The organism is Fructobacillus sp. ESL1096 (genome assembly GCF_058511985.1).
This window is the reverse complement of the sequence record NZ_CP196400.1, coordinates 441,968-463,279: the sequence shown is the minus strand read 5'-3', so window position 1 is coordinate 463,279 and position 21,312 is coordinate 441,968. Positions and strand designations below refer to the sequence as shown.

Annotated in this window: 17 protein-coding genes and 2 tRNA genes; 11 read left to right on the top strand and 8 right to left on the bottom strand. The window is 43.1% G+C overall.

What is annotated here, in order from left to right:
• Positions 1-7: 7 nt before the first annotated feature.
• Complete coding sequence (locus ACSYSR_RS02025) at positions 8-1,312, bottom strand: nucleobase:cation symporter-2 family protein (protein WP_489816264.1); 1,305 nt, start codon at positions 1,310-1,312, stop codon at positions 8-10.
• A 711-nt stretch (positions 1,313-2,023) separates the two neighbouring features.
• Positions 2,024-2,551 (bottom strand): TetR/AcrR family transcriptional regulator, encoded by a 528-nt coding sequence (locus ACSYSR_RS02020; protein ID WP_252774314.1) that lies wholly within the window; start codon positions 2,549-2,551, stop codon positions 2,024-2,026.
• A 137-nt stretch (positions 2,552-2,688) separates the two neighbouring features.
• Between ACSYSR_RS02020 and ACSYSR_RS02015 the strand changes: the two genes are divergently transcribed.
• A complete protein-coding gene (locus tag ACSYSR_RS02015) occupies positions 2,689-4,962 on the top strand; it encodes an MMPL family transporter (protein WP_252774313.1) in 2,274 nt (757 codons plus the stop codon).
• A gap of 98 nt (positions 4,963-5,060) precedes the next feature.
• On the opposite strand, the gene ACSYSR_RS02010 is transcribed toward ACSYSR_RS02015, so the two are convergent.
• Positions 5,061-5,537 (bottom strand): TetR/AcrR family transcriptional regulator, encoded by a 477-nt coding sequence (locus ACSYSR_RS02010; protein WP_252774312.1) that lies wholly within the window; start codon positions 5,535-5,537, stop codon positions 5,061-5,063.
• Between the two features lie 166 nt (positions 5,538-5,703).
• Between ACSYSR_RS02010 and ACSYSR_RS02005 the strand changes: the two genes are divergently transcribed.
• From ACSYSR_RS02005 to ACSYSR_RS01990, 4 genes are all read left to right on the top strand, one after another.
• Positions 5,704-7,974: an MMPL family transporter gene (locus tag ACSYSR_RS02005; protein ID WP_489816265.1), complete on the top strand. Its 2,271-nt coding sequence runs from the start codon at positions 5,704-5,706 to the stop codon at positions 7,972-7,974.
• Between the two features lie 419 nt (positions 7,975-8,393).
• Positions 8,394-8,476: transfer RNA gene (locus ACSYSR_RS02000), tRNA-Tyr, on the top strand.
• Positions 8,477-8,509: 33 nt separating this feature from the next.
• Positions 8,510-8,581: transfer RNA gene (locus ACSYSR_RS01995), tRNA-Gln, on the top strand.
• A 239-nt stretch (positions 8,582-8,820) separates the two neighbouring features.
• Positions 8,821-9,429 carry a helix-turn-helix domain-containing protein gene (locus ACSYSR_RS01990; RefSeq protein WP_489816266.1) on the top strand — a complete coding sequence of 203 codons (609 nt, stop codon included), beginning with the start codon at positions 8,821-8,823 and terminating at the stop codon, positions 9,427-9,429.
• A 125-nt stretch (positions 9,430-9,554) separates the two neighbouring features.
• Here the strand turns inward: ACSYSR_RS01990 and hflX are convergent, their stop codons facing one another.
• From hflX to ACSYSR_RS01975, 3 genes are all read right to left on the bottom strand, one after another.
• Entirely contained in the window at positions 9,555-10,862 is a 1,308-nt protein-coding gene (gene hflX, locus ACSYSR_RS01985) for a GTPase HflX (protein ID WP_489816267.1), read from the bottom strand.
• 73 nt (positions 10,863-10,935) lie between these two features.
• A complete protein-coding gene (locus ACSYSR_RS01980; protein ID WP_489816268.1) occupies positions 10,936-11,607 on the bottom strand; it encodes a histidine phosphatase family protein in 672 nt (223 codons plus the stop codon).
• Between the two features lie 157 nt (positions 11,608-11,764).
• Positions 11,765-13,210, bottom strand: coding sequence for a hemolysin family protein (locus tag ACSYSR_RS01975; protein WP_252774307.1), 1,446 nt, complete (start codon positions 13,208-13,210; stop codon positions 11,765-11,767).
• Positions 13,211-13,643: 433 nt separating this feature from the next.
• Here ACSYSR_RS01975 and nrdH point away from each other — a divergent pair, with 433 nt between their 5' ends.
• From nrdH to nrdF, 4 genes are all read left to right on the top strand, one after another.
• Complete coding sequence (gene nrdH, locus ACSYSR_RS01970) at positions 13,644-13,874, top strand: glutaredoxin-like protein NrdH (RefSeq protein WP_059394000.1); 231 nt, start codon at positions 13,644-13,646, stop codon at positions 13,872-13,874.
• Between the two features lie 105 nt (positions 13,875-13,979).
• Complete coding sequence (nrdE, locus tag ACSYSR_RS01965) at positions 13,980-16,151, top strand: class 1b ribonucleoside-diphosphate reductase subunit alpha (RefSeq protein WP_489816269.1); 2,172 nt, start codon at positions 13,980-13,982, stop codon at positions 16,149-16,151.
• Positions 16,152-16,429: 278 nt separating this feature from the next.
• On the top strand, positions 16,430-16,870 hold the full coding sequence (gene nrdI / locus ACSYSR_RS01960; RefSeq protein ID WP_252774305.1) for a class Ib ribonucleoside-diphosphate reductase assembly flavoprotein NrdI: 441 nt from the start codon (positions 16,430-16,432) through the stop codon (positions 16,868-16,870).
• A 1-nt stretch (position 16,871) separates the two neighbouring features.
• Positions 16,872-17,846 (top strand): class 1b ribonucleoside-diphosphate reductase subunit beta, encoded by a 975-nt coding sequence (nrdF, locus tag ACSYSR_RS01955; protein WP_489816270.1) that lies wholly within the window; start codon positions 16,872-16,874, stop codon positions 17,844-17,846.
• A 136-nt stretch (positions 17,847-17,982) separates the two neighbouring features.
• Here nrdF and ACSYSR_RS01950 read toward each other — a convergent pair whose 3' ends face one another.
• Together ACSYSR_RS01950 and ACSYSR_RS01945 are read right to left on the bottom strand one after the other, a co-directional pair.
• Positions 17,983-18,651 (bottom strand): phosphatase PAP2 family protein, encoded by a 669-nt coding sequence (locus ACSYSR_RS01950; protein WP_489816271.1) that lies wholly within the window; start codon positions 18,649-18,651, stop codon positions 17,983-17,985.
• A gap of 125 nt (positions 18,652-18,776) precedes the next feature.
• Entirely contained in the window at positions 18,777-18,926 is a 150-nt protein-coding gene (locus tag ACSYSR_RS01945; RefSeq protein WP_168779053.1) for a hypothetical protein, read from the bottom strand.
• A 94-nt stretch (positions 18,927-19,020) separates the two neighbouring features.
• On the opposite strand from ACSYSR_RS01945, the gene mutY reads away from it, so the two are divergent.
• Together mutY and ACSYSR_RS01935 are read left to right on the top strand one after the other, a co-directional pair.
• Positions 19,021-20,070, top strand: coding sequence for an A/G-specific adenine glycosylase (gene mutY, locus ACSYSR_RS01940; RefSeq protein WP_252774302.1), 1,050 nt, complete (start codon positions 19,021-19,023; stop codon positions 20,068-20,070).
• Complete coding sequence (locus ACSYSR_RS01935; protein ID WP_489816272.1) at positions 20,057-21,199, top strand: AI-2E family transporter; 1,143 nt, start codon at positions 20,057-20,059, stop codon at positions 21,197-21,199. The genes mutY and ACSYSR_RS01935 overlap by 14 nt, the downstream gene beginning before the upstream one ends.
• Positions 21,200-21,312 lie beyond the last annotated feature (113 nt).

Here is a 21,312-nt window from a genome sequence, read left to right as displayed (position 1 = left end):
GGTAAACTTAAGCGTTATCGGCTTGAGCAGCCTTCGGCCAACCGTTTAAAAGCAAGTTAAGGACAACGGCCACAACAGTCGTCATGACGACGCCGTTGGTCATCACCATCTGCAATTGCTCTGGCAAGTGAGCCAAGAGGGTTGGCACTGAACTAATGCCCAAGCCAGCACCGATTGATAAGCCGGCCGTCAAAAGGTTGCCTTCCTTGTTCAAGTTGACCTTACCGAGGATTTGCAAACCTTGAATGGCAATCGTTGAGAACATGACCATCATGGCCCCACCTAGAACGGCTGAGGGAATGATGGTAGCCAGGGCACCAAACTTTGGTAACAGTCCCAAAACCAAGAGCAAGCAAGCGGCATAGTAAATGGGTTGCTTGGTCTTCACACCTGAAAGGCGAACGACCGCTACGTTTTGTGAGAAGGTGGAGTAAGGGAAGGTATTGAAAATTCCAGAAAGGACAACGGCGAACCCTTCGGCGCGGTAACCACGGGCCAAGTCCTTTTGTTCTAATTTTTTACCAGTCAAATCGGCCAAGGCAAAGTAAACGCCGGTAGCTTCGACCATAGCAGTTAAGACGATGATTATCATCGTCAATGAGGCAGACCATGAGAAAGTTGGTGTTCCCAAGAAAAATGGTTGGGGAAGGTGGAACCAGGCAGCGTCAGCAACTGGTGTCAATGACACACGGCCGAGGACGGCTGCAAAAAGGGTTCCTAAAATAATGCCCATCAAGACGGCAATGGCCTTTAAGAAGCCCTTTGCCAGCTTCATTAAGAGCAATGTTAAAACGATGGTCACAAAACCAATTAGAAGGTTTTGCCATTCACCGAATGATTTGGCCGTTAAGCTACCGCCACCCCAGTTTTGCAGGGCGATTGGAATCAAACTTAAACCAATAACGGTAATCAATGAACCAGTAACGACTGGTGGGAAGAAGGCGCGCAGGCGGGCGAAGGTTCCGGCAATCAAGATAACGAAAAGGCCAGCCACGATTGTGGCCCCATACATGGCACCCCAACCGAGGCTTGAGCCGATGTTAATTAATGGTGAAACTGCTTGAATTGATGAACCCAAAACAACGGGCAAAGCGATACCGGTGATGGGAGTTTGCTTCAATTGGAAGAGTGTTGCTAAACCGGTACAGAAAATATCGACTGAAATCAAGTAAGCCAGTTGCGTACTATTAAAGTGCAAGGCCGTTCCAATTAGCAGTGGTACCAGGATGGAACCGGCGTACATAGCCAGCACGTGTTGCAGCCCTAAAAGTAGGGCCTGAAACTTTGGAAGGGGGTGGTTGGGTGTTTCCATGAGATCTCCTGTGTTTGACCAATCATTCTCAGTTGGTCAAAAGTTATGATAAAAAAACAAAAATATTGGAGCAGCCCCATCCCACAGACAACAAAAAAAGCACGCAGTACCCAAGCGTGCTCAAAAAACCCTTGGTGATAGTCGCCCTTTTTGCCGGGCGGTAGAGACTCGGCTAGCGTTAAAAGCCGGATATAACTCCAATACGGTACTAATATTGTAGCAGGTTTCCACTTTAAAAGATATAAAAACCGCCAGAACGGTCAGAAAATTGGCAGAATGTCTGGCATTAGTCGAGCTTGATACTGATAAGCTGGTTTAGCAACTGCAACTGGTATTCTCCTGAGAACGGCAAAAATTAATCGGCATAAGTCTTTCGTTTATTGCACGAGTTCGCTCATCACGTAACTTTGTTGTTGTATTTGAGAGAAATTGTTAAAATATTGAAAGAGTGATTGCTAACTTTTTGAGTAATATCTGCTGGTAAAAATGGATTGAGATAGACAAAGTAGGGGGACCGGATGTCGGATGACGATAAAAATTATAGTAGATTTTTAATTGAACTAATCGTTGTGGTCGCTATTATGCTGATTGGTGCTATATTTTTTACACTGGCTCTCATTTCCTATTGGTGTTAAAAAAACACCCAACAGTTTTGCCGTTCAGCTGAAAGAAAAGTTAACTTTCAAATGAATGGTACCTGTTGGGCGTTTTTTACTTGCTATGGCTGCTAGCATTCGCTGTCGGAAACTGCTTGTTGGCTACAATTTGATCGAGAAGATGGTAGTCACGACGCAAATCATATGGAGTATCGCGGCTGGTATTCCATAGCTGGACAACGTAGAGGTTGCCGATTAACCAGAGTAACTCTTGATCTGTTGTGACAGTGGAAAGGGCTTTAAAAATTGACTTATAAAATAAGTCCTCAAAGGCACGGTCCTGTAGTTGGAATTCTAAAACTTCGATAGTACCATCAAAGTGGAAGGTTTTAATGGTTTCAAACGGAAACTTTTTAAACTGGTCAAGGTCGAGTGTTGCATAGATTGATTGCACACTTGTATTTAATAATTCATCCAAAAGTACATACTTATCCACAAAATGACGGTAAAATGTGTTGCGATTGACCTCTGCAGCATCACAAATTTCCTTCACTTTTATTTTGGAAAAGGGGATGTCATGGAGCAATTCGCCAGTAGTCAGCAATAGGTGGCGATGCATTAAATCGTATCGTTTATTTTCCATAAAAGTTTCCCACCCCCGCTAAAAGCAACATTTTTTTATTTTTGTTGCATTTTAAAACAGTGTAACATTTTTTGACTCTTCAAATCTTCTAAATTAATCACTAAAATGTTCATGATGATTAAAAAGGAGGAGAAGTAATGCTCAAAAAACTTGGGGAATGGATTTATGAAAATAAAGTGAAGACCTTCCTGATTTGGTTGGCGGCCATTATCGTTGTCGGTGGCGGTGCCATCGGTCTCGGTTCGCATTTTTCAGAAAATTTGACGATTAGTGGCGTCCCATCAACAAATATCCAAAGTACCCTGGAACGGGAATTTCATCAGAATCCTAACAGTGGTACGTTAAAGGTTGTCGTTCAAAATCAGCAGGGGATCACTGATGAAAAGACCAAGGCGGATGTTGCCAAGGCCATTGCCAAGGTTCAGGACAAGTATGCTGCTGATATTAAGACGATTGCCAACCCTTATACCAACAATACTGTTAGTTCTGATAATACGACTACCTATGTCGATATTACCTTCAAAGCAAACTCAACATCAGTGTCCCATAGCACGATTACCGGTATTCGTTCTATCTTTGATGATCGAGTAAAGACCAGTGGGACAAAGGTTGCTTACACTGGCACCGTCCAGCTAAAGCCGTTTGAAATCGGTGGTTCTTCCGAAATCATTGGGGTTGTGATCGCCTTTGCCTTGTTGTTCGTACTATTCCGCTCCTTTATTACTGCTGGAATGCCAATTGTCTCTGCCCTGGTTGGCTTGGTGACTGGCTTGTTCCTCGTGATCATTGGAACGAATTTTGCAACCCTTGCCAATGTAGCTGAGACTTTGTCTGTGATGTTGGCCTTAGCAGTTGGAATCGATTATGCGCTCTTTATCTTGAACCGCTACCGGACTGATTTGGCCGAGACAAACGGTGACCAAAAACTGGCCTTAGGAAATGCCTTGTCAGAAGCCGGCAAGTCCGTTATTTTTGCCGGTGTGACGGTTATTATCGCTGTTTGTGGCTTGTCCTTTGCTGGCATTGAATTCGTGACAACCATGGGCTTTGCTGCTGCTGTTGCGGTGGCCATTGCCGTGTTGTCAGCGTTGACTTTCTTGCCAGCTTTGATTGCGGCCTGTGCTAAGTTTATTCGACCAAATACCAAGACGGTCGATCACATGGCCAAGAGCCCAGCCAAGTTGACGAAGTTTTTGACGAGCCACCCATGGCTGGTGGTAATTGTTGCCGTATTGGTTTTGATTGGTATTGGTTTGCCGGCGCAAAATATGCGTTTGGGAATGCCTTACAACGGCTCTTTGCCAGAAAAGCAAACGGAACGTCAGGCTTATGACATGATTTCTGATAAGTTTGGTGAGGGGATTAATTCACCATTGATTGCTGTTGTTAAATTAGACACCGACCAATCAGCTGCGGTTAACGAGGCCAATGTTGCCAAGATTGCCAGTCATTTGACTGGCCTCTCTGGTACAAAGACATTGTCACCTTTGTCAGTTGACCAGCAAAAGGCAGCGACCTTGCAGACGCAGCTGACACAAGAGGCCCAACAAAAGATGGCCTTGCAGGCTCAAACAACTGGACAACTGCCAACTCAGGCGCAAAAGGATCAGACAGCCGCTCAAATCAAGCAAGTGATTATGGCGCAGGCAACTAAGCCTTATCAGATTTCTGCAGATGGCAAGTATGCGCTGTTAGTCGTTATTCCAAAGAAGGGGTCTGAAGCAGTTGAGACAACTAATCTAGTCCACAAGATTCAGGATTATTCAGACAACACGACGAAAGCAAAGTACGGTGCTCAGATTACCTTGACTGGAGTAAACGCCGTCAATTTGGATATTACCAAAAAGCTGAATAACGCGACACCAATCTTTGTCTTCACGATTATTGTTTTGGCCTTTATCTTGTTAATGGTTGTCTTCCGCTCTTTCATTGTTCCAGCGGTAGCGATGGCTGGTTTTGGTCTATCGCTCTTGGCTTCCTTTGGCTTTACTACATTGGTTATTCAGGAAGGATTCTTAAAGGAAGTCTTTGGTGTCGCCAAGGCAGCACCCATCCTTTCCTTCTTACCAATTATCGTCACGGCCATTCTCTTTGGTTTGGCGATGGATTACGAAGTCTTTATGGTTTCACGAGCTCGTGAGGAGTATCTGAAAACAGGTGATAACGACCGAGCAGTGACCGTTGCCATGCAGGATTCTGGTCCAATTGTGGTCACGGCAGCTTTGATTATGATGGCGGTCTTTGGATCATTTGCTTTGAATTCTAGTCCAACCATCAAGTCTTTGGCCTTGGCCTTAGCCTTTGGTATCTTCTTTGATGCCTTTATTATCCGTTTGCTCTTCGTGCCAGCAATGCTGAAGATTTTTGGCAAAACCAACTGGGCCTTTCCGGGTAATAAAAAGAAAAACTGACATCTTTCAAATTTTTTCTGCTGATAAAAGTTAAAGATAAAGAAAAAGCCAGCTCAAGTGAGCTGGCTTTTTTCTTGGTCAACGAATGGTATTGTTGCTTAATGGTCGAGATTGTCAGGGAACTTTCTCTCATTGAACATTTGGTCAAAAATCGGGTATCCCTCATGAAGCGTATACGGTTTGGCTAAGCTATGGTTCCAAAGACGGATAATATACATGTTACCAAGGCTCCACAAAAAATCCTGGTCAGTGGTAAATTCTTGTAATATTTTAAAAATCAGACTATCAAAAATATCCTGAAACAATGAATCGTTGAGTTGAAAATCAAGGATTGACATCTCTGCCGAAAATTTCATGGTCGCGATAACTTGAAACGGATGTTGACGAAAATCATCTAAGTCTACTTGATTAAAAAGACGGGTGATTGATTCTGTGAGCATCACCTCTAGCAGGGCATATTTATCAACAAAGTGCCTGTAAAAGGTGTTGCGATTAATATTGGCGGCCTCACAGATTTGCTTGATCGTTAATTTGGAAAAAGGGACGGTTACGAATAGTGCAGCCGCTGTTTCCATGATGTGGTTGTGCATTAAGTCGTAATTTTTATTAGCCATTGGAATTGAAAATGAGACACTTTCTTAAATTTGTCACTCTAAGGGACAGTATAACAATTTTATCCCTTTCATAATATACTTATCACGACTAAAATATAGACAATGATTCATTAAAAGGAGGAGCATCATGCTCAAACGTCTAGGGGAATGGATTTATGAAAATAAGTTCAAAACTTTCCTGGTTTGGTTGGTTGCCGTGGCTGTTTTAATTGGTGGGGCCGTGGGACTTGGTTCTCATTACACCACGAATTTAACAATTACTGGTATTCCATCAACCAACATTCAAAGTACTCTTGAAAAAGAGTTTAAGATGAACCCGAATAGCGGAACCATGAAGGCCGTTATTCAGAATAAGAAGACTGGTGTTGCTGACGACAATACGAAGACCGAAGTGGCTTCTGCTATCGATCAGCTACAAAAGAAGTATTCTTCAGACATTAAGTCGATTTCAAACCCCTATACAACGGGAGTGATTAGTGCTGATAAGACGACGACATATGTTGATATCACCTTTAAGGCCGATTCAACCAACGTTTCTCAAGACGCCATCGACGGTGTGAAGAAGACCTTTAACGACAAGGTGAAGAGTTCCAACACCAAGGTTGCCTTTACCGGATCAGTAAAGGTTACTCCGATGGAATTGGGAGGCAAGTCCGAATTAATTGGAATTGCGATTGCCTTCGTCCTCTTGTTAGTCTTGTTCCGGTCCTTTGTGACGGCTGGAATGCCAATTATTTCAGCGCTTGTCGGCTTAATTTCCGGGATATTATTGATTACTATCGGAACAAACGTCATTACATTGGCCAGTGTTAGTCAAACGTTGGCAGTGATGTTGTCATTGGCGGTCGGTATTGACTACTCACTCTTTATCTTGAACCGGTATCGGACTGATTTGGCTGATACCAATGGCGATAAGAAGACGGCGCTTGGTTTGGCCCTGTCTGAGGCTGGTAGTTCAGTTATTTTCGCTGGTGTGACAGTGATTATTGCCGTTTGTGGTTTGGCCTTTGCGGGGATTGAGTTTGTAACAACGATGGGCTTGGCAACCGCTGCCGCCGTTGCTGTGGCAGTTGTTTCAGCATTGACATTCTTGCCAGCCTTGATTGCCGTTTGTGCGAAGTTCGTTAAGCCCAATAATAAGACTGTTGACCATATGGCTCAGCACCCATCCAAGATTACAAAATTGATTACTGGCCACCCTTGGACAGTTTCAATTCTAGCAATCTTGGCCTTGGCTGCAATTGCCCTACCAGCGCAAAACATGCGCTTGGGAATGCCTTATAACGGCTCACTGCCTGATAATCGAACAGAGCGTCAGGCCTATGACATGATTTCTGATAAGTTTGGGGAGGGAGTTAACTCACCTTTGATTGCTGTCGTTAAGCTGGATACTGATAAGGGTCAAGCGAACAACGAAGCGAACTTGGTCAAGATTGCTAAACATATTAGCGATCTGAATGGGGTCAAGATGATGACCCCATTGACGGTAGACCAGCAAAAGGCGGCAACATTGCAGACGCAATTGACCCAAGAAGCTCAGCAAAAGATGATGGCCCAAGCCCAAGCAACAGGCCAGGCACCAACCCAAGCTCAACAGGATCAAGCTGCTGCACAAATTAAGCAAGCGATTATTGCTCAGGCATCTAAGCCTTACCAAGTTAGTGCTGATGGCAAGTATGCCATGATGGTCGTGATTCCAACTAAGGGATCAGCGGCTAAGCAAACGACTGATTTGGTGAATAAGATCAAGGATTACTCTGCCACCACGGAGTCAAAGTACTCTGCGCAGATTACCATGACAGGAATTAATGCCGTGAACTTGGATATCACCAAGAAGCTTAACGATGCCACACCACTCTTTGCGTTTACGATTATTGTTTTGGCTTTCATCTTATTAATGGTTGTTTTCCGTTCATTTATCGTGCCTGCGGTGGCCATGGTTGGCTTTGGTTTGTCATTGTTGGCATCCTTTGGCTTTACAACGTTGGTCATCCAAGAAGGCTTTATGAAGGGACTCTTCGGTGTTGCTAAGGGGGCACCAATTATTTCTTTCTTGCCAATCATTGCAACGGCCTTGATTTTCGGTCTGGCAATGGATTATGAGGTCTTTATGGTCTCACGTGCCCGGGAAGAATATGCAAAGACCGGTGATAACGACCGGGCAGTGACGGTGGCGATGCAGTCATCAGGTCCAATCGTTGTGACGGCCGCATTGATTATGATTGCTGTCTTCGGGTCATTTGCTTTGGATCCTGACCCAACAATCAAATCAGTTGGTTTGGCACTTTCATTTGGAATTTTCTTTGATGCCTTTATCGTCCGTTTGCTCTTTGTGCCAGCCATGATGAAAATCTTTGGTAAGTGGAACTGGGTTTTCCCAGGTAACAAGCACAAGTAAGAATTTCTGATTTTTCTGCTTAAAAATTAGTAATGCTCAGAAGCCAGTCCTTAAGGACTGGCTTTTTTGACTGCCGTTTGCTGCGAACAACAGCCACACTGTGGCCGAGTTCGTGATCTCTGTTAGTAGAAGGTGAGAGACGAGCATCAAAAAAATAATCTTAGTTATTTGATTGTTATTGTCAACGGATGACTTTGCTGAGCCTATCAAGAAAACGATTTTTTGAAGAGTGAATTTTTTTAGTGGGCATGTCAGATAGTGACTAATATTGGTTGTATTGGTGGCAACTGACAAGTTGGTCAGACACTTCTGAGGTAACCAGCGGAACAAATTGAGCAATTTTTTGACCAGTGAAAGCAAAGAAAAAGCTTGCGCAAATCATGTCACCTTGGTATACTATTATGGTCGTAAAGATATACGGGAGTGTAGCGAAGTCTGGCTAAACGCGACGGACTGTAACTCCGTTCCTTCGGGTTCGTAGGTTCGAATCCTACCGCTCCCATTGCTGCCCTTGTGACAGCCACTGCTTAACGACTGCCCCTTGGCCAAGTGGTAAGGCAGAGGTTTTTGGTACCTCCATGCGCTGGTTCGATCCCAGCAGGGGCAATCATGATCAAAAGGACTAACAAGAAGACTCTTGTTAGTCCTTTTTGTATGGACCAATCATTACAATCATTATGGTTATTTAGCGGTAGTCGGTTGATGAAGGGCGATTAGCTAGACTACTGACGCCTTATTTTCGATGCAAAAAGTTTTTGACATGGTGAACGGAGAAAATGTTAAAAAGAATTGCTAGAAAATTTGACGGTGTCTCGTTATATTGTAAACAAAGGAGATTAGTATAGCATGTTAATTGGTGAAAAAATAAAGATGGTACGAGAGTCTGCGAAGATGACTCAAGAGCAATTAGGAGAACAGTTACATTTAACCAGGCAAACGATCTCGAATTGGGAAAATGGGAAAAGTTATCCAGGAATAGCCGAAATTGTGGCAATTAGTAATCAGTTTGCCGTTTCTTTGGATGAATTATTGAAAGAGGATATGGAATTGATTCAACATTATGAAGTGATTGACAGTCAGTTTAATCGGCAAAAGAAACTGTATGCCGTTTCCTATATTGTTAATATTATTTTTCTGGGGCTTTCAGTGATGAACAACTATTTTCAATTGGCAACGGCAATTCGCATTGGATTAATGATTATGGGAATTTCAGCTATTGTAGCGATGTACACAACAATTAAACATCCGGTCAATCTGTTAAAAAACCGTTGGGCTTTGGGACTGATTCTATTTGCACTATTGTACTTTTTTAGCTTTGGGGTCTTTAAGAATTTACATGGAAGTCCTAGCTATCAGTTAGGTCTGATTTGTGGTGCTGCTGTTCGTATTTTTGTTCTCACTAGTAGTATCTATTTTTTGCCGCAGCCTCCTCTTGGAGATAAAAGAAAAGCTTAAATAGGCTTTGCAGGGGTATGCTATTTTTAGTTACTTAATACTGATTTCTAAATTAAATCATTAATTTAGGCCTACTTGCAACAAACAGCTAAAAAACGGCCTGACGTCATTGTCAGGCCGTTTTTTTAGTCTAGGTATTGTTTGTATTGTTCGATTTCTTTTGGTTTCAAGGAAACACGAATGGTTGTCCCGGATTCGTTGAAGTCTTGCGCTAAAAGGGCATGCTTGTCTAAGATTTCAGCCACAATTTTTGAGTCTGAAAAGGGCACGTGGAGGCTGACTTCAGCCATGTCGGCAAAGAGCGTCTTCTTAATAAGCGTCAAAACCTCGTCTTGCGAAGTTCGGTCTCGGGCAGAAATGGTAATCGACTGATCACCATCGACTAGTGGAAAGGCCATTTCGGCTACATCGGCCTTGTTATAGATGGTAATCATCGGCTTATCTGTGATGCCCAGACGGGTCAGTGTTTCCTTTGTTGTCGTCATCATGTCTTGATAATGGGCGTCAGAAATATCGACCACTTGCAAGAGTAAATCAGCTTGAGCGGCTTCTTGCAAAGTTGACTCAAAGGCAGCGACCAAGTGGTGGGGTAACTTGGAAACAAAACCAACGGTATCTGAAAGCAGGAATTGTGTCTTATCGGGGAGTGTCAACTGGCGGATGGTGGTGTTTAGGGTGGCAAAGAGCATGTCTTTTTCGAAAACTTGCTTGCTTTGGTCACTACCGGCGCCTTGGCCGAAACGGGCTAAGAGTTGGTTCATTAATGTTGATTTACCGGCATTGGTATAACCAACCAGGGCAACAGTTGGTAGTTCTGATTCCTGCCGTTGCTTGGCTTGTGTTGAGGCATCCTTTTGTAATTCTGCCAACTCCTTCTTGATGGCGACCATTTCGTTGGTCAGTCGCCGACGGGATTGTTCAAGCTTTGTTTCACCGGAACCACGGCTTGTAAAACCGGCTCCACCGGCCCCAGTTTGCTGGTCTAATGAAACAGACATTGAAGTCCGTAACCGGGGGAGCTGATATTGTAGGCGGGCTAGTTGAACTTGCAGTTTAGCCACCTTAGTTTGAGCTCGTTCGGCAAAAATATCAAGGATTAAGCCAGTCCGGTCAACAACTGTTGCACCAGTTTCGGCTTCTAAATTTCTGATTTGTGATGGGGATAACTCATCATTGGTGACGATTAAATCAGCCTCATAGGTTTCAACAGCCATCTTGAGCTCATCTACCTTACCCTTACCGAAGTAAGTAGCTGGATTGGGACGGTCCAAGGATTGGAGAAAGGTTTCAACTGGTTGTAAGTTATTGGCTAAGGCCAAGTTTTCCAACTCTGTTAACTCATATTCTAGGTTTTGTTTTTGATCTGTGCGTAGGCCGGCCAAAAGGACAGGTCGGCTTGGTTTTTGTGATGTTTCTTTAAAGGTTTTAGGCATACACAGGCCTTTCTGTGAAATAAAACCGCCCTGTTTTCAGTAGCGGTCTGGGAATAATCGAATAAGAAATGTTTTAGTCAAAAATGGTCGTGATGTCGTTGAAGGCCAAAATATCGGCACCTTCATCGCTTAGGCGCAGGTGCATGACGGCACCGTTATGCACCGATTGGGCAGCCATTTCAGGGTGACCAAAGTAATCGGCGATTGCCCGAATTGTTGTCCCATGGGAAACAAGCAGAACCTTATCGCCGTCTTGGTGGCGACTTTTAAGGTCTTGAAAGCCAGCCTCAATGCGGTTGACAAATTCTTGGTAGGATTCGGCTAGGTGGTAGGGGTCTGCATCATGGAAAATATCCATTACAGCCGGCATACCGAGGTCTCCAACCATGTCGGCATAAGCATTATAGACTTTTGGAACCCGAGCATTCAGGTCAGTTAATGTAACCTGAGAGTCGCGTCCTTCATAAGAACCAAAATTTTCTTCACGGAAGTTGGGCAGAGTAGTTGGCTCAACTGGTGACTGTGCTTGATTTTCACTCAAGGCATAGCGAGCAGTGTGGATGGCCCGTGTTAAATCAGAAGAGTAAGCACCATCAAAGTGAATCTTGGCGAGGCGTTGACCGGCTTTGTGTCCATCTTGGATGCCAGCATCCGTTAACGGTGCGTCGGAAAATCCTTGGAAACGGCGTAAAAGGTTAAAGTAAGTTTGGCCGTGGCGGACCATATAAACATCAATTCCTGCCATGAAATAAGACTCCTTCAAATCTATTTTTTCTTCTTTTGTTGGAAGATTTCTTGTTTCTAGTGTACCACGAAAGGCAGGCGAGCCAAATGCTTTGCTGACCTTTCGGACTGATTTTTTAATTAAAAAAGCCGGCGAAAATTCGTCGACTTTTTAAACATTATTCGGGGTCGTTATCTTTACCCTTAAGCTGAAACTTTAAGCGCTCACGGTCTTTTTCAGACATGGACGGTTTGCTTTCAGAAGTGCTTTTGTTATCCTCAACATCAGAATCTGTGTTTTCAGGTTCCGGTTTGGTTTCAAGCTCTTTGACGGCAAATTCAGGGATAAAGGCATTTTCGTAATCAAGTGCCGTAATTTGATAGTTGTCAATGCGTAAGGAGTCGCCAGTTCGGAAATCAGGATCGCGTTTCAAAACGTAACCGGTCAAGGTAACGGCCTCATCGTCGTCAAATTCCTTCACATGAATTTGGAAGTAACGTTGGAAATCGTACAAGGTCGTCTTACCAGAAACCTTGTAGCGTTGATTCCCAAGCTTTTCGATGTATTCATCGGATTCATCGTTGATTTCATCCCGAACAGAGCCAAACAGTTCTTCATAGATGTCTTTATCAGTAATGATTCCGGCTGTACCACCGTATTCATCGACGACCACGGCAATTGGCGACCGTTTAATGGTCATTTCATCCATGACATCGTGTAGGTCCATGTTTTCAGGGACGGCAGGAATGTCACGCATAATCTGAGCAACGGGGTTTTTCCCAGAAATTCGATTTTGGCGAACAAGGTCGTAGTTAAAAACATAACCTAAAACCTTGTCTTTATCGTTGTCAGCGACAACTGGGAAACGAGAGTGACGCTTTTGCAAATACTCATCTAGCCCCTTGGCAATCGTGTCATGAACATCGATAACATCCATTGATGTGCGATCGATCATGACGTCAGCAGCGACCTTATCATTCATTTCAAAGGCTCGTTGCATAAAGGTCAAATCTTCGGTATCCAATTCACCAGCTTCAGCAGCACTCTTTGACAAGGAAAGAATTTCCGTCTGTGAATAGATATCATCATCATTAGTGACCTGGAAACCAATCAAATGGGTTAACCAATTTGATAAGTGATCTAGAATCCAAATGAATGGGAAGAGGGCAACATGAAAGAAGCGGACTGGACGCACAATTAACAACAAGACCTTGATTGGTTCTTGAATGGCAATGTTTTTTGGCACCAAGTCGGTGAAGACGGCGTGAATAATCGTAAAGATAACGATGGCCGCAACAGAAGCGACAGGCTTGGCATAGTCAGCTGGCAGGATATGGGTTGCTAAAATCAAATCGGCAACGGTTTCCTCACCAATCCAACCTAAAATCAATGATGTTAATGTAATTCCGACTTGAGCAGTCGATAAGAACTCCGTTAGGTGTGACACCATATGAATGGCGTGTGCAATGTTTTTTGATGGCTTTTCGCGATCAGCCTGAAGGGCCTCCAAGGCAGACAAACGCACCTTAACAAGAGAATATTCCGTTAGTGTAAACAAAACCGCCAACAACAAAATAAAGATGATGACGAACGCATTCAACAAGAACGAGGGACCAGAATCCACAGTTATTACCTCACTTATATAATTTAGATATTTCCTCCATTATAGCAAACTTTATGAAGCAAAGAAGATAATCTTTATTAACGTTAGAATTGGTCTAGTGTTCTCGCCCAGACTGATTTCACAAGCGAAATTCTTGGTGTTGAACAAAAAAAGGCGTTAATATGGGCTCAAGTAAACGTATGTGTCGGAACAAAAGTGATTAGATTGCACTTTCAAAAAGACAGTGAATATTGTGAATTAAAAAATATGCAAAATCAAAAGCCTATTAGAAAGGCCTTCGGGCGAACAAATGTTTGTGCGGACAGTTTTAGGCCTTGAACTCTAAGGAAAATCGGCTAAACTAGTAATTAGCTCAATTGCTTGTTAGTGTTTGTAAATGCGGGTGCAACAGGGAATTGCTTGAAAAATATAAAAGAAAGTGGGAGCAAAAAGTATGGCTCAAGTAACGGTCTTTACCAAAAATAATTGTGTACAGTGCAAAATGACAAAACGCTACCTCGACAGCATGGGGGTTGGCTACGAAGAAATTAATATCGAAGAACAACCAGAGTATCTTGCTCAATTGAAGGATGCTGGCTTTAAGCAGACACCCGTTGTTCAAATTGCTGGTCAGGAAGCCTTCTCTGGTTTTCAGCCTGATGCCTTGAAGTCTTTGACGGCCTAAGTTTTTTAGCGTCACGAATTTTTTCCGCTTAGTCCTGATTGGTCTATGCGGAATTTTTCTTCTTACAGAGGAAACGAACAAATTATAAAAAACGAGGAGAATTATATGTCATTATTGGACCTTGACCTCACCCAGGTCACCTATTTTGATTTAAATAACGAAATCAATATTCCAAAGGACAACCAGATTCAGTTGAACAAGGATCAGGAAGCTTTGGCAGCCTTTATGAAGGAAAATGTTGAACCAAACTTAAAACGGTTTGACTCTGTTAAAGCTCATTATGACTGGTTGATTGAAAACGACTTTTTGGATAAGGACCTGGTCAAAAAATATGACATGGCCTTCATCAATAAGATGTATGCCTTCTTAGAGGAACAAGACTTCCACTTTAGTTCCTTTATGGCGGCCTTTAAGTTCTACAACCAATATGCACAAAAGACGAATGATAAGGCTTACTACGTTGAGTCTTACTTAGACCGCGTGGCTTTGAATGCTTTGTTTTATGCTAACGGCGACGAGGACTTAGCAATGGCCTTGGCCAACGAAATGATTCACCAACGCTACCAACCAGCAACACCATCATTCTTGAATGCTGGTCGTGCTCGTCGAGGTGAATTGGTTTCTTGTTTCGTTTTGCAAACAAGCGATGACATGAACTCTATCGGCCGAACAATCAATTCTGCTTTGCAGTTGTCAAAGATGGGTGGGGGAGTTGGCATTAACTTGTCAAACCTTCGTGAAGCCGGCGCGCCAGTAATGGGCATTGCAAATTCTGCTGGTGGTATTGTGCCAGTGATGAAGTTATTGGAAGATTCCTTTACTTTTTCATCACAGGTTGGGGCCCGTCAGGGAGCCGGAGTTGTTTATCTGAACATCTTCCACCCTGATTTGATGACCTTCTTGGCAACCAAGAAGGAAAACGCCGACGAAAAGGTCCGCGTGAAGACTCTATCATTGGGCTTGATTGTGCCCGATAAGTACTACGACTTGATTGAAAAGGGTCAAGAAATGGCCTTGTTCTCACCAGTTGATGTCGAACGTGAGTATGGTATGCCATTCAATTATGTTGATATTACAGCTGAATATGACAACATGTTGAAGAACGACAAGATCACGAAGAAGATGATTCCTGCCCGGACGGTTGAAGAAGAAATTTCAAAACTTCAGCAAGAATCTGGTTATCCTTACATCATTAATATCGATATAGTTAACCGCGCCAATCCAGTTGCCGGAAAGGTCATTTCATCCAACCTTTGTTCTGAAATTTTGCAGGTGCAAACACCTTCAACCATTGACGATGAACAAGAATATACAACGTTAGGTGAAGATATCTCATGTAACTTGGGTTCGATCAACATCGTCAATATGATGAAAACGGACGATTTCGCCGGCTCTGTTGATGCGATGATCCGAGCTTTGTCCTTTGTTTCCGAGCAGTCTGATTTGAATGTGGTCCCATCCGTGCAAAATGGTAACCAACAAAACCACGCTGTTGGTTTGGGCGCCATGGGTCTGGCAGCCTTCTTTGCTCAGAATAAGATGATGTATGGTGACGAAGAATCGTTGGACTTTACCAAGGTCTTCTTCATGACATTAAACTTCTATTCATTGAAGGCTTCGATGAATATTGCCTTGGACCGCCAAGAAACCTTTAAAGACTTTGATAAATCAGCATATGCTGACGGCACATACTTTGAAAAGTATGTAGGTCAAGATTGGGGTCCAAAAACGGATAAGGTGAAAGCCTTGTTTGCCAATCTTCCCGTGCCAACGAAGGAAGATTGGGTGGAATTGCGTGACCAAGTTCAAAAGAACGGTTTGTACAATGCTTACCGTCACGCGGTAGCACCAACCGGTTCAATCTCATACGTTAATAACACCACGGCCTCTTTGTTGCCAATCGTTAACAAAATTGAGGAACGACAGGAAGGGATGATTGGGAAGGTTTACTATCCAGCACCTGGTCTGTCAAATGAGACGTTACCTTACTATGTTTCTGCCTATGACACGAACATGAAAAAGGTAATTGATATCTATGCAGCCGCTCAGCCTCACGTCGACCAGGGAATGTCTTTGACATTCTTTATGCGTTCAACAATTCCGGAAGGCCTGTATGACTGGAAGAATGGTCGAACAGAAAAGATGACCACGCGTGATTTGTCTAAGTTGCGTAATTATGCGTACAAGCAGGGAATCAAGTCTTTGTATTATGTCCGAACATATACGGATGATAACCAAGAGGCTGGCATCAACGAATGTGAGTCTTGCTCAATTTAATGACGGTTTAATTCTAATTGGATACGCTTACAAGAATTTAAGCTAGAAAATTTTTCTAGCAAAATGCGATTGTGAATAAGTGTTCAATTGTTGGCCTGGTCTTGTTTACCGGGTTCACAAATGATTGGGCACTGCTCAGTCGTACATATTTAGGGGTTGACGGCTGTCAACCCAGCTGTTAAATTGAATACGTTGCATGGGCTTTGTTCAAAAATTATCAAATAATTCTGATTCAAAGCTCTGACAAGCAGCCTATGCTGTTTAGAAAGGAAAGGTCGATGGCAACATACCGACTCTTATATGCCAGCATTGAGGGTAATACCCAGTCGTTTATTAATAAACTGCAAGCAGTTGCTGAAGAAAAGGGTGACGCGATTGACGCGAAAGTGGTTGGTGATGAAACCGATTATGAAGAGGAACACCAACCTTTTGTAGCAATTGTACCAACCTACTTGACGGGCGGGACTGGCACCGGTCCTGCGGTTGTTGAAATCTTTACGAATGCCCTAGCGGACTATATTGATTTTAAAGACAATGCTACCCTGATAAAGGGAGTAGTTGGATCGGGGAACCGTAACTTTAACGATCAATATATTTTGACCGCTAAGCGCTACGCTAAAACGTATCAGGTGCCGGTGATTGGAGACTACGAGTTACGTGGGACTTCTTATGACGCAGAAAAAATTTACCAAAGCATCACGGAAACATTAGGAGAATAACATGGTTGAACACGTGAATAACGGCTCATATACTGCCATTAACTGGAACGATATTGAAGACGCCTTGGACAAAGCTACCTGGGAAAAGTTGACCCAACAATTCTGGTTAGACACCCGTGTCCCAATTTCAAACGACTTGCGCAACTGGCGTGGTGATTTGAATGATACGGAACGCCGGGTTTACAACTTGGTCTTCGGTGGTTTGACAACCTTGGATACTTTACAGTCACAAGATGGAATGGCTTCATTGCGTCGCGATGCTGTTAACCAAAAAGAAGAAGCGGTTTTGAACAATATCCAATTTATGGAATCTGTTCATGCTAAGTCATATTCTTCTATCTTTGAAACGTTGAACGATAAGTCTGAAATCGATGCGACCTTTGAATGGGCTGATCACGATGAATTTTTGCAGTACAAGGCCAACAAGATTAATGATGTTTACCAAAATGGCACACCATTGCAAAAGAAGGTTGCTTCGGTCTTCTTGGAAACTTTCTTGTTCTATTCAGGTTTCTACACGCCTTTGTACTACTTGGGCCACAACCGCATGCTCAACGTTGCCGAAATTATTAAGCTGATTTTGCGTGATGAGTCTGTTCATGGTACTTACATCGGTTACAAGTTCCAAATCGGCTTTAATAAGCTTTCAGAAGCGGAGCAAGAAGAGATGAAGACTTGGATGTATGACTTGTTGTATGACTTGTACGACAACGAAGAAAAGTTTACTCACGAAATTTACGATCAAATTGGTTGGAGCGACGACGTTTTGGTTTTCTTGCGCTATAACGCGAACAAGGCCTTGATGAACTTAGGACAGGAACCGTTGTTCCCAGACAACGCTGACCAGGTTAATCCGGTTGTTATGAATGGTATTTCAACTTCAACATCAAACCACGACTTTTTCTCAGGGGTTGGGAATGGTTACTTGTTGGGACAAGTCGAGGCCATGTCTGACGAGGATTACAAGGAAGACTAAACTGCTAATAAAATAGAATGCCTACTGCTTTGTGCAGTAGGCATTTTTTGTTTGGCGGAAAGCTGATTTTTTAGTTGGTCATGTTTGAATGACAAATAAAAAAGACTCAGTCACTACTGACCGAGCCTGTTCAATGTTAAATTTCTTGTTCCTTGAAACGCCAAAAGCTTTTTTTCAATGTTGTTGCAACTGCCGGATAAAGGCTAGCACAGAGGACGACCCAAGCGTAAGCCAATAGGTAGCCGGCAACGACGTCTGAAACAAATTGCGAAGAAAAATAAAGTCGTGAGAGCATCACCATCAGCGCAAGAGTAATTAAAAGCCAGTCAAGTAAAATTCGTAAAATCATCGAATTAATGTTTGGTGTTACCAACAAGAACAGGATAAAAACGATTGACCAAATGGCAACGACGTGCTGTGACGGAAATGAGTAGCCGGTATCTGTTAAGAGATGACCAACGGGCCGCGGTGCATGAATCAAGAACTTGATGATTTGGGCTAAAATCACTTGACCAAAGGCGGTAAAGATTACCCAAAATGCTGGAATTTTTAAGTTTGCCAATAGTAAGACGCTTGCTAAGAGAACGGCATAAATTAGACACATGAGTGGGGAACCTAAGAAGGTTGCAGCCGACATAATGGCATTACCGTAACTCGTTTGAATCCCAGTCATAAAGAAGCGAACTGATTCATTCATTTCAGACAAAAAAGACGCATTGGTGCCAATTAAAACGGCCAGAACGATAAAGAGCAGGGCGGCAAAGACTGCTCGGCGGCGTTGTTTATTTTCGACGGAAATAATCATAGGTTTGGTCTCCAAAAAAGTGATTGCTCAACACTTAGTATAAGCATGGACACCAGGCAAGACAAGGAGTTTTCTTCAGATTTATGAAAAAATAAAGAAAAAAACTAGCTGAATGCTAGTTTTCCTTACTTAGTGCTTGTGTTAGGGATTTCAGTTGTCTTTCCCTTAGCCCATTGTTGCAATTGAGCAACAGCAGCCTGACGCTTCTTCTTAGAAGAGTCGTGTCCGACCTTACGGCCGCGGGCAAATGAATTCAATGGTGTCTTAACTGCCATGGTGTAACTCCTTATATTAGATAAAATAAATGTATCGTACAGAAAACAATTATACCTGATAAGAGATTGGTTTTCAAGTGCTATAATAATGGTTATGGAGAATTGGAATCAAACGACAATCAATGCCTTTCGCAAAGACTTGCTTGCCTGGTATGACCAAGAAGGTCGAGCGGCTTTGCCTTGGCGACAAAACACAGATCCTTATCGAATTTTAGTTTCGGAGTTAATGCTCCAACAGACCAGAGTGGATACGGTCATTACCTATTTTAACCGCTTTATGGAAGCTTTGCCAACGGTCGCTGATTTGGCTGCTGCCGATGAAGATTTAGTGTTAAAACTTTGGGAAGGGCTCGGCTATTACTCTCGGGCTAGAAACCTGCATAAGGCGGCTAAGTATGTAGTTAATGACTTGCAGGGCCAATGGCCAGAGTCATCCGACGACCTTCAGAATTTACCTGGGGTTGGCCCTTACACAGCGGCAGCGATTGCCTCAATTGCCTTTGATCAGGTAGTGCCAGCCATTGACGGAAACTTTTTTCGAGTTTTTTCCCGGTTGCTGAAGATTGATGATGATATTGCTCAACCAAAAACCCGCAAGGTTTTTTATCAAGCGATTGAACCAATCGTCGACCCAGAAAGGCCTGGTGACTTTAATCAGGCAATTATGGACTTGGGTACAACTTATATGAAAACGGATAATCCGGACACCCTGCATTCGCCTGTCAAAAAGTATAATGCGGCCTTTCGTGATGGGGTTGAGGACCAGTATCCGGTCAAAACAAAAAAGAAAAAGCCGTTGCGACAAATTTATCAAGCCCAAGTGGCCTATGATGCTCAGGGCCGGTTGTTGTATGAACACCGACCAAAAACCGGTCTGCTCGCTAATTTTTGGACCTTGCCACTGAAGCAAGTTGAATCAATCGAAGAATTAGCAGGGAAGCAGCTGACCTTAAAACCGGTTGTGCACGTCTTTTCTCACCGACGCTGGGAAATTTGGTTAGTCGATCTGCCAGTTAAAAAGCAGCAAAACCTACCCATCAACATGGCTTTTCTCTCGCCAGTAGAGCAAGAGGCACTAGCCTTGCCAAAGGTACAATATAAACTATTAGATCAATTAAGGGAGATTGATGATGTTTCCAAATGATAAATTAAAGACCATCTTTTTTTGGACAATCGAGGCACTGGCCTTAGCCTGCTTAATTTTCTTAGTCTTTCGTTTTGACTTTTTAATGCATCCGATTGCAGTCTTTGCCAACACGGTTTTTATGCCGTTATTGGTCGCTGGCTTCTTTTACTATGTTTTGAAGCCAATTTTAAAGCTAATTGAAAAAATCAGAATCAAAAACTGGCAGATGCCCCGATTTTTGGCAGTCTGGATTACTTTTGCCCTGTTCTTATTTGTTATTGGTGGGGCCTTCATTATTTTTGTTCCACTGATTTTAAATGAAATCACGAATATGATTAATGCCATTCCTTCATTTATCAGGCATGTACAGGATCTGGTGAATGAGATGGTCAAGGAGCCTTGGTTTAAACGCATGAATATCTCGGTTTCAGATACTGATATTAGGACATCTGTAACCAAATATGGGACTTCGGTTCTCTCAATTACTGCTGGGACTCTTCAAGCAGTGATTGCGGGAGCGACTTCTTTTACTATCAATGTTTTGCTGGTACCGATCATCCTCTTTTATATGCTAAACGATGCGGATCACTTTTTGCCAACGGTCAAAAATTTCTTCCCGAAGAGCAAGGCGCAGGATGTCTTTGAACTCGGTGGACAACTTGATAAGACTATTGAACGCTATATTTCAGGTCAGGCCATTCAGATGGTCTTTGTTGGTTTTGCGATGAGTATTGGTTACTGGATGACCGGCTTGCCATATATTTGGCTTCTTGGTTTTATTGCCGGAGTAGCGAATATTGTTCCTTATGTGGGACCCTTTATTGGGGTTGTGCCGGCCATCTTTGTTGCTCTGTCACTTTCTTGGAAGATGGTCATTGGAATCGTGATTACGATGGCGATTGTCCAGCAGGTTAACGGTTCAATCATTTATCCGGCCCTAATTGGTAAGAGTTTGAAGATGCATCCGCTGACGGTGATGCTGCTCTTGCTAGGGGCAGGAAACCTTTGGGGAATTGTTGGTATGATTATTGTTGTGCCGGTCTATGCCATTGTTCGAACGATTATCCTGTATGCTTATAAATTGCATCTGACGCAACGAAAAGAGCAGTCGGTTTCGGAATTAACGAAGAAGACATTTGATGAATAGTTATTGAAAAATCAGCGCCACAGACTTTGTCTGTGGCGCTTTTTGAAAGGGCGAGATTTCTGGTTATTCTCAGTAGGCGTGCTTTTGAAAAAGTAATGTTTTTTCTAAAGTTT